Origin of the sequence: Alteribacter aurantiacus DSM 18675 (genome assembly GCF_000429705.1) — a bacterium.
GTDB lineage: Bacteria > Bacillota > Bacilli > Bacillales > Salisediminibacteriaceae > Alteribacter > Alteribacter aurantiacus.
Genome location: NZ_AUCJ01000010.1, coordinates 13,942 through 31,980, shown reverse-complemented (window position 1 = coordinate 31,980; position 18,039 = coordinate 13,942). Strand labels below are relative to the sequence as shown.

At 43.4% G+C, this 18,039-nt stretch carries 13 protein-coding genes; 1 reads left to right on the top strand and 12 read right to left on the bottom strand.

The window, feature by feature from the left end:
- Positions 1-54: 54 nt before the first annotated feature.
- The 12 genes from G476_RS0100175 to cspD all read right to left on the bottom strand — a co-directional run bounded on the left by G476_RS0100175 (position 55) and on the right by cspD (position 15,374).
- On the bottom strand, positions 55-1,368 hold the full coding sequence (locus G476_RS0100175) for a PDZ domain-containing protein (protein ID WP_026688325.1): 1,314 nt from the start codon (positions 1,366-1,368) through the stop codon (positions 55-57).
- 342 nt (positions 1,369-1,710) lie between these two features.
- Positions 1,711-3,228, bottom strand: coding sequence for a S41 family peptidase (locus G476_RS0100170; protein WP_026688324.1), 1,518 nt, complete (start codon positions 3,226-3,228; stop codon positions 1,711-1,713).
- A gap of 262 nt (positions 3,229-3,490) precedes the next feature.
- Positions 3,491-3,874 (bottom strand): hypothetical protein, encoded by a 384-nt coding sequence (locus G476_RS0100160; protein ID WP_026688322.1) that lies wholly within the window; start codon positions 3,872-3,874, stop codon positions 3,491-3,493.
- Between the two features lie 167 nt (positions 3,875-4,041).
- The gene (locus G476_RS0100155) at positions 4,042-5,517 is read right to left on the bottom strand and encodes a murein hydrolase activator EnvC family protein (RefSeq protein ID WP_026688321.1); all 1,476 of its coding nucleotides are present in this window, start codon (positions 5,515-5,517) and stop codon (positions 4,042-4,044) included.
- 230 nt (positions 5,518-5,747) lie between these two features.
- Entirely contained in the window at positions 5,748-6,641 is an 894-nt protein-coding gene (gene ftsX, locus G476_RS0100150; RefSeq protein ID WP_026688320.1) for a permease-like cell division protein FtsX, read from the bottom strand.
- Complete coding sequence (gene ftsE, locus G476_RS0100145) at positions 6,631-7,317, bottom strand: cell division ATP-binding protein FtsE (protein WP_026688319.1); 687 nt, start codon at positions 7,315-7,317, stop codon at positions 6,631-6,633. The genes ftsX and ftsE overlap by 11 nt, the downstream gene beginning before the upstream one ends.
- 481 nt (positions 7,318-7,798) lie before the next feature.
- The gene (locus G476_RS0100140) at positions 7,799-8,164 is read right to left on the bottom strand and encodes a c-type cytochrome (protein ID WP_026688318.1); all 366 of its coding nucleotides are present in this window, start codon (positions 8,162-8,164) and stop codon (positions 7,799-7,801) included.
- Positions 8,165-8,237: 73 nt separating this feature from the next.
- The gene (locus tag G476_RS0100135) at positions 8,238-9,095 is read right to left on the bottom strand and encodes a YitT family protein (RefSeq protein ID WP_245579620.1); all 858 of its coding nucleotides are present in this window, start codon (positions 9,093-9,095) and stop codon (positions 8,238-8,240) included.
- Positions 9,096-9,421: 326 nt separating this feature from the next.
- A protein-coding gene (prfB, locus tag G476_RS0100130) for a peptide chain release factor 2 (RefSeq protein WP_156906478.1) occupies positions 9,422-10,526 on the bottom strand; the annotation gives its coding sequence in 2 pieces (ribosomal slippage) (positions 9,422-10,453 and positions 10,455-10,526; 1,104 coding nt in all).
- A 126-nt stretch (positions 10,527-10,652) separates the two neighbouring features.
- On the bottom strand, positions 10,653-13,187 hold the full coding sequence (gene secA, locus G476_RS0100125; RefSeq protein WP_026688315.1) for a preprotein translocase subunit SecA: 2,535 nt from the start codon (positions 13,185-13,187) through the stop codon (positions 10,653-10,655).
- 754 nt (positions 13,188-13,941) lie between these two features.
- Positions 13,942-14,511 carry a ribosome hibernation-promoting factor, HPF/YfiA family gene (hpf, locus tag G476_RS0100115; RefSeq protein ID WP_026688313.1) on the bottom strand — a complete coding sequence of 190 codons (570 nt, stop codon included), beginning with the start codon at positions 14,509-14,511 and terminating at the stop codon, positions 13,942-13,944.
- A gap of 665 nt (positions 14,512-15,176) precedes the next feature.
- Positions 15,177-15,374, bottom strand: a complete 198-nt coding sequence (cspD, locus tag G476_RS0100105; protein WP_026688312.1) for a cold-shock protein CspD — start codon at positions 15,372-15,374, stop codon at positions 15,177-15,179.
- A gap of 364 nt (positions 15,375-15,738) precedes the next feature.
- On the opposite strand from cspD, the gene asnB reads away from it, so the two are divergent.
- Complete coding sequence (gene asnB / locus G476_RS0100100; RefSeq protein ID WP_026688311.1) at positions 15,739-17,634, top strand: asparagine synthase (glutamine-hydrolyzing); 1,896 nt, start codon at positions 15,739-15,741, stop codon at positions 17,632-17,634.
- Positions 17,635-18,039 lie beyond the last annotated feature (405 nt).

Genomic DNA, 18,039 nt, shown 5'->3' with positions numbered 1-18,039 from the left:
TAGTACCATTAGTTACAAAAAGACGGAGGACCTTGTTGGTCCTCCGCCTTGTTCTTATTCCCGTTCCTTAGTCGCTGCCGCTTCCGTTTCATGTTCGTGTTCTTCCGTACCTGCTTGATGAATTTTTTCCCGGTCTTGCTGTAACAAGAAGGTATAGCGAAGTCCTTCTGTCGATAGATTTCCGATATCATCGTCTGGTACAAATTGAAGACCGAGCTGATAATGATCATCTTCATAAACAGAGGATTGAGTAAACCTAAGCTCCCCTTGTTCATCAAGAACTTGCAGCTTACAAAAAGCCCCTTTTTTCTGAAGTGCCTCGTACAATTCCATCTGTGTCGACACTGGTTGTCCATTTACTTTCATTACTTTCTCCCCTACTTTGATTCCCATCTCGTCTCCAACGGAACGAGGAATCACACCTAGGACCACCAAGCCTTCTTTAGCGCTTCTGAACATACTTTGCGACTTGCTTTCTCGTTTATGATGAATGAAAAAGATCAGTTCACGGCCAACAAGAATAATCAATGGCACTACCGAAGCTAGAACATTTACAAACACCCCGGCTATAGTCGTAATCAAGGCTATAGATGCTACGATAAGAAGCTTGCTCCCTAGTCTTCTATAAATATCTTCAGGATAGCCTGATCGCACTACCGCACGAAAACCAAGAATGACCGGAACAAACATGAGCCCTGCCGTTTCCAATGACATCCCTATAGCCGTCTGTCCAAACGGCCAAATTCCCATCTCACTTACGGCCAATCCTCCTGCAGGGAGCAAGAGGATACTTGGAACCAGCCACAGACGATTGACTTCATGGGCTCCAACTGTCTTTCCTCGTTTACTTTTTTCAAGTTTTGGCCCTGAACCTTTTCTTCCATTAACTAAAATAAGCAAAGCCTCCGCGAAAAAGATCGATCCTAAAAACCACGCAACGTGAATGCCTTCCATTGCACTAATGACCGTGAGCTGTTGGTCGAGCCAGCCCCAGCCACTACCTGACGAAGGGAATACCATCGTTAAAAGATAGGCAATGCTACCTGTAAACGAAAAACTTAGTAGCCTCGCATTTTTAAAGGGTAGGAAAAACACCCAAACAACGGTCATAAGTAAAAACATGGCAAAGGGAATCGTCACACCGACGACCACAAACACCACAGTAAGAATAAGTCCGGTTACGAATGCCACCCCTAGAGGAGATAATAAATCGGACACAACATCATTGATCCTTGTATGAAAATCGCGACGCTCTCGCTTCACTCTGCTAATACCAAACCATAAACACGCAAATAGGAACAGGTACAAAGCTGGATGAAGGAAGAAACGTCCAACTGCCTGAAGCATTTCCCACAAAACCGCTTCCATCGTCCGCCTCCTTGGTCAAATACGTTTATCGATCTGACCTCCGTTATTTCCTTATCACACTACTTTCATTTTAATTGATCTGGAAGAAAAGGGCACCCTTTTTTAAAAATGAATCATATAAATCACGAGCATAGTAGAAAGTACTGCCCTATATCCAAGAAACCTCCGATCCGCTAATCGTTTTTCACGAATCTTCACGAACTGATATCGCCCTTTTTCAGCCTCATCAAAGCCGTTCTGCCATTACCCTACTTTCCCCACCATCATCACGACATTCGCACACCTGCTTTCACTTTTTCCCTGCACAAAAAACCCGCTCAACAACGAGCGGGTCTTTTACACTTACTGATCTTCAATTAGCAATTCAACAGCACGTTTGAATTGGTTGTCATTCTCTCGATCTCGTACAGCTTCTACAACGCGATCTTGAAGTGCAAATGCCGTATCTTCATCAACCTCACCGGTTACATCCATGCTTTCATCTTCTTGGAACGCCCTCACCGCATCTTCCGTTTCTCTACTGAAATACCCGTCCGTTCGCTGTGGATCGTAGCCTAATCCTTCAAGCATGAGCTGGGCGTTCTTAACCTGTTCGCTGTTCGTATCAAATGTTAGTGGATCTTCCGCTTGTACAGGAGATACGTAGAAGAAGTCAGGTTGACGAACGTGCTCGGTCGGTTCTACTCCTGATTCATTAATATCATTCCCTGCAGACGTTAACCATCTGAATAGAGTAAGCTTCAAATCACTACCGTCTCCAAGTGGGATGGTTTGTTGTACAGTCCCTTTACCAAACGTTGTTTCACCAACGACATGGTGACCTCCTGCTTCTTTTAAAGCAGCAGCTAAAATCTCGGAAGCTGAAGCACTTCCTTCATTGATCAAGGTAGCAATCGGATACTCTTTTTCCTCTTCCAAATTGGAAACATGGCGAATTCGTTCACCGCTACGGTTTTCAATTTGCACGATCGGCTCCCCGCCAGGGACAAGAAGCTTCCCGATATCCTCAACGCTTTGCAGAAGTCCGCCAGGATTTCCGCGAACGTCAATAATTAGACCATCAATCCCGTCTTCTTCAAGTTCAAAAAGCTTTTCCTCAAAGTCTCTAGCGGTACTTTCCGCAAATGACCTGATCTCTAAGACCCCAATGGTTGCTCCGTCTTGTTCAATCACTTCGCTTGTAACCGTCTCGATTGGAATCGTGTCTCGAATAACATCAATTTTCAAATCATCACTTACACCAGGACGTTCAATGGTTAATGTCACCGTTGTCCCTTTTTCACCTCTGATTTGTAAAACGGCCTCATAAAGGGAGAGCCCTTCGATACTATCTCCATCGATACCAACGATTTGGTCGTTTGGACGCAAACCGGCTTTTTCAGCAGGTGAATCCCTGAACGGTGCTACAATTGTCACCTTTCCATTAGTCATGCTAACTTCCGCACCAATTCCTTCAAATGAGGAATCCAAAGAATCCATGAATTCACGGGCGGTTGCTTCGTCCATGTAAACGGAATACGGATCATCAAGCACTTCCAACATGCCATTAATGGCGCCTTCCATCAGCTCGTCCTCATCCAGCTCTTCTACATATCGATCTTTAATGATCGAGTAGGCTTTATGGAACTTCTCGGCTTTGTCGTCCGACAGTTGTGAGCCCGAGGTTTCAATGGCCTCCTCGGTACCTTGTTCATCTTCTTCAACCGCATCATTTGCCAGCTCTGTCTCAGCTTCACTGTTATTTAATACCGGCTCGGCAGACGAACCATCCGCAACCTCCATTACAATAAACATGACAACAGCACCAAAAATCACGGACAGCGATACTATAAGCGGCAAAAACCTCTTATCGATGTTCATTTACTCACCTCATTACGGAAACCACTAGGCTGATCCCCCGTTTAGTCTTTCTCTTTATCTTTGCTTCCTACTTACTTGGCCCAACTACCTGTGTTTATGTAAGGGACATCGCCAACACCTTCTAACAACAAAGGAATCACAACGTCACCTCGCACATTACGAAACATGTTACTTCCTATCTTACCAAATATGGAATCCATATTAAATTGTTCTACTTCATTTCTCTTAAAAACTCTTTTTATTATGCGTGCAAAAGAAAGAATCATGTATTCGTATTTCTCTTTTTTTCATTATTCTTCACCTTTAAATACACCAGATTTGTCCCTTTCATTGGATAATACCTTCTAAGATATTTCCTAAGAAAAGGAGCGATCACAACATAAGCAATAACGATAAATGAAGCAGAATCAATGAATGCTTCCAATAACACCTCTTTTCTCCCTCGCTCACGAAGACCATTAAACACAAAACCGTTAACCGTTATGTACGTCACCCCATACATCAACCAAGTAAACATAAGGTTTGGAAAGTGAAGGACAACTAACGTTTTCTCCCTTTGGCGATAGACTCTTTCAATGAGCACATGTATATAGACCATGAGAATCATACTTAAAAGCCCGATCACTCCTGGGATAACGATTGACACCTCAACCCTCCCCTTTCCGTTACCATCATCCTAATATAATATAGATTGTTCTATTTGCCCTTTCTTCATAAAACAAAAACCACATCCTTGCTAGCTTGTCCTAGCAAAGATGTGGTTACTTAGATTTAATTGGAGTTTTCTATCGACTCACATTGATTGGGTTGTGTTTAAAAGTTTACGTATTTTCTCGGATCAACCGAGTTTGATTTCGCAGCGTTCCATCCGCCTTCGTGCACTTCAAAGTGAAGGTGAGGACCAGTTGAAACTCCTGTGTTCCCCATAATCCCTACCTGTTGTCCACGACTAACAGACTGACCAGCTGAAACATTTATTGAATCCAAGTGCGCGTATAACGTAGTAATCGTTTGACCATTAACGTTATGAGTGACCATAACCGTATTTCCGTATCCGTTCATATAGCGAGCAGAGATGACTGTCCCTGAGTCGGCCGCCACAATAGGTACGTTTGAACGACCACCTTGTCCGATATCAATACCGTGGTGTACGCGTCCCCAACGCGGGCCGTATTCACTCGTCACTCGTCCAGTAGCCGGTCTCATCATCGTTCCACCTGAATCGCTCGGTGCTGCAGCTGATGGAGAACTTGATCGATCCGGACTGCTTCCAGAACTAGAATTACTCGAAGTTGAGCTTCCTGAAGAGCTGCTTGAGCTATTTGAGCTATTTGAACTGCTTGAGCTGTTCGAGTTTGAAGAGGCCGAAGCAGCTGCGGCTGCAGCTTTTTCTTTTTCTTCTTCTTCTGCGGCTTTGCGATCTGCTTCTTCTTGACGCTTACGCTCTTCTTCAGCTTTACGTTGACGTTCCTCTTCCGCTTTTCGCTCTTCTTCAAGACGGCGCTGTTCTTCTTCCCAATCTACAAGCTCTTCTTTCGCGGCCGCTTCTTGTGCGGCTAAAATAGACTGCTCTTCTTCAAGAGAAACAATCTCGTCTTTTAGCTGAGCACCTTTTTCTTCAAGAGAGCCCACAAGACGATCTTTTTCTTTTGATTGAGCTTCAAGTTCCGCTCGAAGGTTTTCAAGCTCAGCCATCTGGTTTTCCAGGTTTTCAAGCTCCGTTTCAAGCTCGATCTTTGCATCTTCCAACGCTTGCTTATCTGCAATATGTTGCTCTAAGATGTTTCGATCTTGACGAGAAATAGTACTTAACGCGTTGATACGCTCAATAAGGTCTCCGAAGTTTTGAGCTCCCAATAGAACATCAAGGTAGTTTACCGTTCCGCCGTTTTTATACATAGAGTTCACACGATCTTTTAGCAATTCATCACGTTCTTCAATACGTTCTTGAAGTTCAATGATATCATCTCGAAGATCCTCAATGTTTTCATTCGTTTGATCGATTTCACCTTGTTTATTATTGATTTTTTCATTTGTTTTTTGCGTTTCTTCATCCAACTCACGAATTTCTTCATGAAGTTCGTTGATTTCCTCTTCAACTTCAGCAAGTTCTTCTTCTGTTTCCTCTGCTTGACCTTGCTTTTCTTCTTGCTCACGCTGACTTTGTTCAATACGTTCTTTTAATTCGTCACCTGTATTTGCTTCAGCTACCGTCCACATGTTTTGACCGAATAATGTCGACGCCGCAAGCAAACATGCTAATGAAACGAGTCCCAATCTGCGATTCATCGAAAAAACTCCCCCTCAACCCTGCTATCTCGTTTTATTTCCACGGAAATAGACAATAATTTTCTGTTTCTTTTACTCTATTAAACTTCATTTCATCAATTTTCTATCAAATACAAGGAAATGATTGAACCCTGCGCGCCCAAACTTTCCGTGGTTGCCACAGAAGTTTTAAGCACGCGGCTTCATTTCTTTTTTTAAAGTAAGACCAGTTAGCTAAAAAGTAGCCTTTGCTAAACTTTAAGGAACTTACGTACGCTCATCATGCTTCCCCATATCCCAATGAAAGCTCCGATCCCAAGAAGCAAACCGCCCATTTGTAGAATTAGCGGATTAGGTGGGGTCATGGTCAGGAAAGAAAGTTCTGGTGTACCTTGTACAACTTCCACTAGCTTTACGTAGCCGTAACTTAAAGCACTGATCGGGATGATTGCACCTAAGACACCGAGCAGTAGGCCTTCCACAAAGAACGGCCAACGGATAAATCCGTTTGTAGCTCCTACTAATTTCATAATCTGTATTTCTCTTTTTCTTGCAATAATGGTAATTTTAATTGTATTCGCAATGAGGAACATGGCTGTGAACATTAATCCTACAATTAGGACAATGCCTGCATATCGCATAATGTTCGTCACTGAGAACAATTGCTCTACAATATCAGCCCCGTACTCTACGTCATCCACGTAACTCAAGGTCTGAATCTCTTCTGCAAGTACCTGTGTTTGTTGAGGGTCTTGCGCTTGCACAACAAACACGTCATTCAACGGGTTCTCTTCTCTTAACGATTCAAGGTAAGTCCCTTGATCACCGAAGCTTGTAATAAGGCTCTCTAAACCGTCTTCTTTCGCTACAAAGTCGACCGTCTGAACCATATCAATATCTTGGATCTCCGTCTCCAGTTCCGACTGATTTTCTTCGTCGGCTGTCAGATCAATAAAGACCCGTACTTCTACATCATCTTCCAAAGAATCCGCAAATTCGTTAATATTCATGATGAGAAGTAAGAATGCCCCTACTACGAAAAGCATGATCGTTACAGCACTAATAGACGCAAACGTCATCCAACCGTTTCTTACTAAGTTCTTTCCGCCTTCTTTTACATGACGGCCAAGGGTTCTACCTTTCATAACCGTAGCCCCCCTTTGCATCGTCACGAGCAACTCGTCCGCCTTCAATGGCAATGACTCGTTTTCGCATGGTGTTTACAATTTCTTTATTGTGGGTAGCCATGACTATAGTGGTTCCACGATCATTGATTTCTTCGAGAATTTTCATGATTTCCCAAGAAGTTTCCGGATCGAGGTTTCCCGTAGGCTCATCAGCAATTAAAACAGATGGGTTGTTCACAATCGCCCTTGCAATCGCAACACGCTGTTGTTCCCCTCCTGAGAGTTCGTGAGGAAGAAATCGTGCTTTGTTTTTAAGACGAACAATATCGAGAACTTGCATCACACGTTTGCGAATATTCGCCTTGCTTTCTTCAATAACTTCAAGTGCAAATGCAACATTTTCATACACGCTAAGGGAGGGAAGAAGCTTGAAATCTTGAAAGACCACGCCGATCTTTCTTCTTAGGAGCGGTATGTGCCGCTCTTTTATTTTCGAAAGTTCTTCATCACCGATCTTGATTGTGCCGCGTGTCGGCTTTTCTTCTCTGTACATCAGTTTAATAAAAGTGGATTTACCCGCACCACTCGGTCCAACTACATAAACAAATTCACTTTTGTCGATATGTATGTCAATGCCATTAATGGCCATCACGCCGTTAGGATAGGTCTTCCACACTTCTTTCATCGTAATCAAAATATCACTTCCCAGATTAAAAATTCTCTATGGTGTCAGACAAGCTCGTCTTCATTTAGTAGCCCTGTATAATAGTGTCGAATTATTTGTGAATTTATTGTCATATTCAAAACTTTAGTCAAAAATCGTTCTAGTTCTACAATTAAACATTATATCATCTTAATTATCACTTTTAAGTTAATTTAGGTTACAGTTTTGTTTCAAATCCTGTCGTAAACCGTCATATGAGATATTCATATGAATAAGACCTAGTGCCTCCTCTCTTGTTTTTTTACAACGGTGTTGAGTATACGTAAGATCTTTTCAATAAGAAAGACCTTTCCGAACTTTCTTAAAAACAATTCAAAATAACTAGGTATAAGAGGATGTTTTTAAGGTATTTTTAGGTAATAAGTGAACTTCGTGTAAGTTGAAATCACGCCGACCGTTCATTTTGCTCAAACAAAAAACAGCTGAGGGAATCAGCTGTTTTTGTTATGTTTTATTGATCGGCAACCCATGCAGATACGTTATCTGCTTCGTCACCATCTACAAGTCCATCTGGCATGCTACCTGGACCTTCTTCAATGGCCGTTCTTACAGAATCAATATCCATTCCTGCAATTCCTGGCCCGGATGCACCTTCACCGTTTTGCCCATGACAGGATAAACAGTTCTGCTCGTACACTTCTTCTCCAGCAGCAAGGTCATACTCTCCATCTCCTGCTGTTTCTTCTGTATCATCTTCTTCAACTTCTTCTACATCGTCGTCTCCGCCCTCATCTACCGGTGTCGTGTCGTCATCTCCGCCACCACATGCTGATAGAACCATGACAGCACCTAATGTTGCAATAAGCCATTTCTTCATGTAAACCCTCCTGCTCTGCTGAATGTAATATGGTAGGTTTTTCTAGATAACCTTCCTAGATATTATAACCGAATTACCCCTTATTGAAACCCTCCCCAAGTACCTCCGACGCATTGCTTACAATCACAAATGCATGGGGGTCAATGGTTTGAACCGTTTGTTTCAATTTTGTGACTTCGTTACGTCCCACCACACACATCAAAACCGGGCGCTCATGGTTCGTATAACCACCGTATCCATGGAGTTTTGTCACTCCCCGGTCCACTTGAGTGAGAAGACCTTGACGCACTTCTTCTTCGTAATCGGAAATAATAATCGCCATTTTTGAATATCCGATGCCCGTTTGAACAAGGTCAATCGTTTTCCCTGTGGCAAATAAACCGATTAACGCATATAAAGCAAATTCAAAACCAAATACAACGGCAGCAGACAAAACAACGAGACCATCCATCAAAAACACACATGCTCCAAGGGTCAAGCCTGTGTACTTATTGACAATTTGTGCCGCAAGATCAGTCCCTCCGGTTGAAGAATTCGATCTGAACACGATTCCCAAGCCAAGACCCACACCGATTCCACCAAAAATCGCTGCTAAAAGGGGATCTAGTGTTGCTGGCTCCCAGTGTCTTGTCATCAAGACGACTGCGGGTAAAAAAATCGTTCCAGTTAATGTCTTGAGGCCATAAAGTAAACTTCCGGTAATACTTCCGCCCAATAGAAGTACACCCGCTATAAATAAAGGAATGTTAAAAGCCCACTGTGTAAATGCCGGTTCAAAACCGAATGTCGCTTCTACCAAGGTGGAGATACCTGCTACCCCACCAGAAGCGATACGGTTTGGTAGTAGAAAAATGTTAAAGCTAATTGCTACAATCGCCGATCCAACAAGCACGTGCGCGAATTCATAAAGAATTCTGCTAATTGGATTCATAGGCTGCTGATCTTTTCTCCGTTTCATGGCTTTCATCATTGTGTTCACCTGTTTCTAATAAATTGAGCTATCATGACTTTAAAAGAGGAAAGTATGTATGTCATTTAGCTTTCACTGAGCCCGACTTCCGTATCCACACCATTTGTGAACCATGTATCAAGCAAAGACTCAAGTAGTATATCACCGGTTCCAAAGGCTGTAAACGAGACTGCGGTGACGCTTTAACGAGGCGCATTAAATGAATGTCAAAGTCTCAGCACATGGTAAAACAGCATACAAAAACGACCTCGGAAGATCGAGTCTTCCAAGGTCGCATGAGAATGTGATTAATCGATTTTCGAACGCAAATAAGCATCGATGAACGTACCAAGATCTCCATCCATTACCGCTTGGGTATTTCCGGTTTCATGGTTCGTACGGTGATCTTTCACCATGTTATACGGGTGGAACACGTATGAACGGATTTGGCTTCCCCAGCCGATATCCGATTGTTCACCACGAATTTCATCGAGTTCTTTTTGTTGCTGCTCAATCTTCAACTGCAACAATTTCCCTTTAAGCATTTTCATCGCCTGGTCCCGGTTCTTGATTTGCGAACGTTCCGATTGACACGTTACGACGGTATTCGTCGGCAAGTGCGTAATCCTTACAGCCGAGTCCGTTGTGTTAATATGCTGACCACCGGCACCACTAGCACGATACGTATCGATCTTTAATTCGTCTGGGCTCACGCTTACTTCACTTACATCATCATTTAATTCCGGTACAACATCACAGGATACAAACGACGTGTGACGGCGTCCCGATGAATCGAATGGAGAAATACGGACTAAACGGTGGACACCTTTTTCAGCTTTCAGGTAACCATATGCGTTATGACCTTTAATTAAAAGGGTCACGCTTTTCACACCAGCTTCCTCACCTGGGAGGTAGTCCATCGTTTCAACCTTGAATCCATTTCCTTCTGCCCAACGGGTGTACATACGAAGGAGCATAGAAGCCCAGTCTTGAGATTCGGTCCCCCCTGCACCCGGGTGCAATTCCAGAATGGCGTTGTTCTTGTCGTAAGGTTCACTTAATAGAAGTTGAAGTTCGAATTGGTTCAATTTTTCACCAAGATCTTTTACCCCATCTACCAAGTCATCCAACAACTCATCGTCGCCTTCTTCTTTTACCAGCTCATAGGATACTTCAAGATCTTCAAATATCCCTTCCAGCTTCCGGTATGTTTCTACACCTTCTTTAAGCTGGTTACTTTCATCAATCACTTTTTGGGCTTCATTTTGACTATCCCAAAAGCCTGGCTCAGACATAAGTTCGTCAAGTTCGGCTACGCGAGTCTCTTTGTTTTCCAGGTCAAAGAGACCCCCTGAAGTCCGCTAATCGCTTAGCCATAGTTGAAAGTTCGTTTCTGATATCTGACATTTCCATGTACGAACACCTCATTAGTATAGGCAGCCGGTGATCATTGTGAGCACCGGCTGCCTTATTTTTATTGCTTTGGTTTGTTACCATTGATGGGTTTCTATTTAAAGCGTAGAGAAAAGGACTACTTTCTTATCCTAATTCTTTTTGACAGCAGTTCTTGTACTTTTTACCCGATCCACAAGGACATGAATCATTACGTCCGACTTCAGGTGACTTTTTGAACGGAACTTTTTTCTGCTTTTCTTTTTGGGTTGGGCTACTTGCACTTCGGTGGACCGGTTTCCCTTCAGCCACTGGCTTACGTTCAAGGTTCGCTTCCACTTGAGCATTCATCACATAGCGCGTGACGTTCTCTTCAATAGAAGCAACCATTTGTTCAAACATCTCGAACCCTTCAAATTTGTATTCGCGAAGAGGATCGTTTTGTCCATACGCACGTAGGTGAATTCCTTGACGAAGCTGATCCATTTGGTCAATGTGACTTGTCCACTTCGAATCAACCGTACGAAGGAGAATAACTTTTTCAAATTCACGCATACGTTCAGGTGTGAACTCCGCTTCACGCTTGTCGTACTCTTCTTTTGCACGATCTACAATCAGTTCAACCATCTCTTCAGGCTCGAGAGGCTTTAGGTCTTTCAGTTCAATTTCATTGTCGTTTAACACAGTCGCGTTAATGTAATCGACAATTCCTTGAAGGTTCCAGTCCTCAGGCACCTCATCCGCCGGCGTGTAAAGTTGAACGTTACGTTCAATTGTGGATTCGATCATTTTTTCAACAACTTCACGCAAGTTCTCTGAATCAAGTACTTGGTTTCGTTGTTCATAAATGATGTCACGTTGCTCACGCATTACATCGTCATATTGAAGCAACTGCTTACGAGCATCGAAGTTGTTTCCTTCTACTCGTTTTTGCGCCTGCTCAACAGCACGGGATACAAGTTTACTTTCAATCGGTTGATCCTCTTCAAGACCGATTTTGTCCATAAGGTTACGCATGTTTTCACTACCAAATCGGCGCATCAACACGTCTTCCAAGGACAAGTAAAACTGAGACATACCTGGGTCACCTTGACGACCGGAACGTCCACGAAGCTGGTTGTCGATACGGCGAGACTCGTGGCGTTCTGTACCGAGTACGTAAAGTCCCCCAAGTTCTTTTACACCTTGACCTAGTTTAATGTCCGTACCACGACCGGCCATGTTGGTGGCAATTGTAACACCTTTTGGCTGACCGGCATTCTCAATGATCTCCGCTTCTCGAGCGTGGTTTTTCGCGTTCAATACGTTGTGTCGAACGCCTCGCTTTGTGAGTAGACGTGAAATAAGTTCAGACGTATCCACGCTCACGGTACCCACAAGAACAGGCTGTCCTTTTTCATGTAGCTCTTTAATCTTTTCAACAATCGCTTTGTACTTCGCGTCCATCGTCTTGTAGATCAAATCAGACTTGTCTTCACGAGCGATCGGCTCGTTTGTAGGCATAGCAATGACATTCATGTTGTAAATGTTACGGAACTCTTCTTCCTCTGTTTTCGCCGTACCAGTCATACCGGCAAGCTTATTGTACATACGGAAGTAGTTCTGGAACGTAATGGAGGCCATCGTCATGCTTTCCCGCTTGATTTCAAGGCCTTCCTTCGCTTCAATCGCTTGGTGAAGACCGTCACTGTATCGGCGGCCCTTCATCATACGACCTGTAAATTGGTCGATAATCGCCACGTCACCATCATCTACCACATAATCTTCATCACGTTTCATCACAACGTGGGCCTTTAGTGCTTGATTAATGTGGTGATTCAATTGTACGTGAGACTGATCAAACAAGTTATTGATGTTAAAGGAACGTTCGGCTTTACTAACACCGTCATCCGTCATTTGTACATTCTTTGTTTTTTCATCGTACGTGTAGTCTTCTTCCTCTTTAAGCATGCGCACAAAGGAGTTCGCTACTGTATAAAGCTGCGTTGATTTCTCTGCAGAACCAGAGATGATCAACGGCGTACGGGCTTCATCAATTAAAATGGAGTCCACTTCATCGACAATGGCAAAGTGCAGCGGACGTTGAACCATCTGCTTCTTGTAAAGAACCATGTTGTCTCTAAGATAGTCAAAGCCTAGTTCGTTGTTTGTTGCGTAAAGGACATCACATTGGTATGCTTCACGCTTTTCGTCTTTACTCATGCCGTTTACGTTAAGACCGACCGTAAGACCAAGAAACTCGTAAAGTTTACCCATCTCTGTGGAGTCACGGCGAGCAAGGTATTCGTTTACCGTTACAACGTGAACGCCTTTTCCAGTAATCGCATTTAAATAAACAGGTAGTGTCGCCACAAGCGTTTTACCTTCACCGGTTTTCATCTCAGCGATGTCCCCTTGGTGAAGACATACGCCTCCAAGGAGCTGCACACGGAAGTGACGCATACCGAGGGCACGGGTAGATCCTTCGCGCACTACAGCAAATGCTTCTGGTAACAAGTCATCGAGAGATTCACCATCTTCTTGATGGCGCTTTTTAAATTCATCTGTTTTTCTTCGTAAATCCTCGTCCGAAAGCTTTTTCATACTTTCGCCGAGCTCTTCAATTTGGTCAACCGTCTTCTGCCACTTTTTAATTTGGCGTGCATCAGTATCACCGATTACTTTTTTCAGTAAGCCTAGCATTGGACATTGCTCCCTTTTCGTATATTCCAATGGGATATCCCATGATGTTATCGTCAGGATTCTGATCGTACAAGTCTTCTGACAGTTATCATTCATTTTATCAGTTTCCAAGACCCCTTACAAGAAGATCCCCCGACAGACCAGGATTGTGAAAGGAGTAACAGAGGGTCAGACCCCAGAAAATGTTTTCCAAATGCATTGGAAAAGTTCAATCTTTACTTTTTTCAGTGCTTTTAAAGCTATGTGTGAAACGATTATTACTTTTAAGCTATTTTCGGAAGTATTGTTGCTTTTATACAAGAAAAATTGAAGCAGAAGGGCTCGAGACTACTGTTTGCATCGTGAGTTTTCTGCGAGTTGCTTCGACGCAGATCACTACGAAGCGTTACTTGCAGAGGAAGAAGCAGGATATTTCTACCGGCTTGCTAGCACCGCCACGGAAAGCGAAGGGCCCGTATGCTTCAACAAAAATTCTAAGTGATGAAGAAAATAATAAAAAGCAACAATCTATACGAAAACACCCTACTTTTAAAAGACTGATACAAGTTGGTTTCTCAAAACATGCTTGTATCCGAGTGGAGACATTCGCATTCAATTTAACCACTTAATTTAACCACTTAAAAAGTCGTGTGCTGCTTTTTTAGTAGTCTCATTCTTTCACATAGGTCCCCTCTAAAAGACGTGAAAAAGCCGACGTCCCGATCAATCAAGGACGCCGGCTTTCGATTTATTTATTTTAAAGAGTCAATCCTGATTATTCTGCTTCAATCAGGCCGTACTTTCCGTCTTTACGTTTGTATACAACATTGGTACCGCCGTTTACAGAGTTTGAGAATACGAAGAAATTGTGTCCAAGCATGTCCATCTGAAGAACGGCCTCTTCAGCGTCCATCGGCTTCAAATCAAAACGCTTTGTACGGACAATATCAATATCGTCATCTTCAAATTGCGGCTCATCTGGTACTGGGTTTTCTCCAAGAGTTGGCTCGAGTTCATTTTTGAACATGTACTTCAAGCTGTCGTCTTGTCGGAACTTGCGGTTTACTTTTGTTTTATGCTTACGGATTTGACGCTCGAGTTTTTCAAGAACGAGGTCAATAGCCGCGTACATGTCATTGTGAGTTTCCTCTGCACGAAGCAAGAGCTTTGGCATTGGAATCGTTACCTCGACACGTTGGTCATTGTTGAGAACTTGGAGTTTTACGTGTACATCTGATGATGGAGTCTGATCAAAATATCGTTCAAGTTTGCCTACCTTTTTTTCTACGTATTCCCTTAGTGCGGGAGTCACCTCTACGTTTTCACCACGAATGTTGTAATTCATAAGCAAACTCCTCCTTTCGGTTATGTGTGTAATATTCTTCATCCCCGATTCAATATCCTTCTAAAGTGACAGAAAAAATATAAAACTTTTTGTCAAACTCCGTCGGATTTCATTTGTACTTACAATCAGGTCATGAATACGTCAATTGCCCAAGCGACCTCGATTACCTCAACCGTTCGTAAACGCTCTTTCTCTCATAACGTTAAAGGTCCATTGGTTCGATCTAGCAATGACGGAATCAATGGAGAAAGAGTACAGTGACTTTACCTCTTCAGAAGAGAAGTTAAACACCCGATCTTCAAACTTCTTTAAGACGGCAACGCGCAACGCCCAAGCTGTTCGAACGCTTTCGCCTCCCTCAAATATGTCATCACGTACTACAAATAAGGGAATAAGAAAAGAGGGGCGAGAGTGGACACCCCACTCCCCGCCTCACCTCTCAACTTATTATTCATCAATCTAACAAAATTGTGCGGGGTCTGACCCCGCACAATTTTGTGAACATATGTATTTCTGTGAAAGACACTTTTATGGACACAGAAAAATCCCGCCACAAAGCGTTTAGGCTTCATGACGGGATTGTGTTCGCTTACATTTTACCCCTTACTGACGTAAACAAAATCATATGATTTGATGCACGTTCTATTTCAGGGAAGTGCGAAGCATTACAGTTTGGTTACGTTCGCCGCTTGCGGGCCACGAGCACCTTCTACGATTTCGAATTCAACGTCTTGACCTTCTTCAAGAGATTTGAACCCATCTTGTTCGATCGCAGAGAAGTGAACGAATACGTCGTCTCCACCTTCGCGCTCGATAAAACCAAAACCTTTTTCAGCGTTGAACCATTTCACTTTTCCTTGCATGTTTCTAACACATTCCCTTCGTATTAAAAATCTTGTGGCTTGACCACACTTATAATATAGCAACGCCCAAAACCTCAGTCAAATTCTTTCGAACGCCTAATTTCGACAAAGGGGTCTGACCCCGCACAATATTGTGACATATTGTCCTAGGCGGTTTGACCTGGTTGTTTTTGGGTAATCGAAGCTATTTTCACACACCATATATCGTGTGTGGTTTATTCAATATATATGACATTTTTGTAAAAATATTCACCTGATGAAACTTTTTCCATGTATTCTTAAGTTACATAGTTACACGAAACATTCACCTGCTCGACAAAAGTCGCATAGGTGACACAGAAATTAAAGGAGTGTTCACACAATTATGTGCGGATTTACAGCAATAATCTCAACCAATCAAGACCGATTAAAACGATACCCACTCGATAAAATGACCAACGTAATTACTCACCGGGGACCAGACGACAGTGGCTTTTTCACAAATACAGGAGTGCGTTTCGGATTCCGACGCTTAAGCATTATTGACCTTGAGCACGGCCACCAACCGATGCAATATGAGGGAGACCGTTACACCATCGTGTTTAATGGTGAAATCTACAACGCACCCGAATTGAGGGACCGCTTGAAAAAAAGAGGCGTCACCTTCAACACCACCTCTGACACAGAGGTCATTCTCGCTTCGTACATACACGAAGGCAAAAAAAGCTTCTCCCGTTTTCGCGGGATGTTCGCCTTTTTGATTTGGGACAAAAACACAAGCACCCTCACCGGTGCACGGGACCCTTTTGGCATCAAACCGTTATATATGAAGAAAGACGATGACGCCGTTCTTTTTGCATCCGAGAAGAAAAGTCTCATTTACGCAAACTTGAAGGGACCTATGTCCATAAATAAAGAAGTATTACCAGCTTACTTAACCTTTCAATATGTTCCGGAACCGCTCACGAGCTATCACGACATTACAAAGGTTCCACCGGGGCATATCATTGAAGCCAAGTTGAAGACAGGCAAAGTAACCATGAAAAGGTTCACTCAGCTCGATTTTCAACCGACCGCTCAACCGAAAAAAGAAGCATTGTCATTAATACGAGAGACGATCGAAGAGTCCGTCGCCTTTCACCTGCGTAGCGAAGTACCGGTTTCCACCTTCTTGTCAGGAGGAATCGACTCCACCGCGATCACGGCTCTCGTCAAACAAATGAAGCCGGACGTAAAGTCGTTCACCGTTGAATTTAACGACGCACGCTACAGTGAAGCGGACGTAGCCAGACAAACCGCCGAGCATCTCGACCTAGACCACACCGTCGTGACCATCACAGCGGAACAAGTCATGAAAGAACTGCCCAAAATTATCTGGCACATGGACGAGCCCGTTGCCGACCCAGCAGCGATTCCCCTTTATTTTGTGGCAAAAGAAGCTAGTAAACATTCGAAAGTCGTCTTATCAGGTGAAGGAGCAGATGAACTTTTCGGGGGATATAACATTTACAGAGAGCCCGGCTCCTTGCGTTTGTTTGACTTTTTACCTGAGGAAGCGAAGAAGAAGATCCACACCTTCGCACAGAAACTGCCTCACGGGGTGAAAGGGAGAAGCTTTCTGTTAAGAGGCTCAACGCCAATTGAGAAACGATTCGTAGGGAACGCACGTATCTTCAACCCTGAAGAAACAGAAGCCTACCTTAACGAACATAGCGGTGTGACGGCGCACGACTTTACAGCTCCGTTGTACGAGTACGCCAAACAAAAAGGTTGGGATCCAATCACAACGATGCAGTATGTGGATATGAACACATGGCTAAGAGGCGATATTCTAGCAAAAGCCGACAAGATGACGATGGCACACTCCTTAGAGCTTCGCGTGCCATTTCTCGACAAAAACGTGTTTGATGTAGCCTCCACCCTCCCGTCAATCGGAAAGATCCAAGGGACTCAAACAAAAGTATGGTTGCGAGAAGCCTTGGCTGACGTGGTACCTTCACACGTTGTCGAGCGAAAGAAGCTGGGATTCCCTGTGCCAATCCGAGTCTGGTTAAAAGACGAGTTGTACGAATGGGCACGAAACATTCTACTAACAAGCCCGGCATCAGACACATTGTTCAATAGCCAATCCGCTCTTCTTCTATTAGAAGAACACCGAGTAGGCAAGTACGACCATTCAAGAAAAATATGGACGCTGCTCACATTCATGCTTTGGCACAAACAAGCAACCCAAACCGAACGTCACCAACAGAGCACCATCAACATCGAAGACATCATCTAAATTGTGCGGGGTCTGTCCCCGCACAATTTTTATGGATTATTTTTGTATATTTTGTAAATTAGTGCTTGAAATTGTCCGAATTATTGAATAAAATGGAAATCAAGAAGAGACACCATTTCACGTCTTTTCTCCTCTAAAGATCCCGAGTTGTTCACTTTGTAGAACGATATCTCACATCGGGCCAATCCTCTTTCACCAGTATTCATAGAAGGGTAATCCTCGTCACCCTCAAATGATACTGAAACGCTTATTGCACCCTCGCCACCACCTTGACGAGGCTTGCCCTTTCGTTTTAAAACGGCAAACTTGTGCAATGAGAACACACTCTCCGCACGAAATTGGTCAAATCGTTTTAACAGAATAGAACATCTTCGCGCCAATCTCTAGTTTGCGCACCTTTTTTTG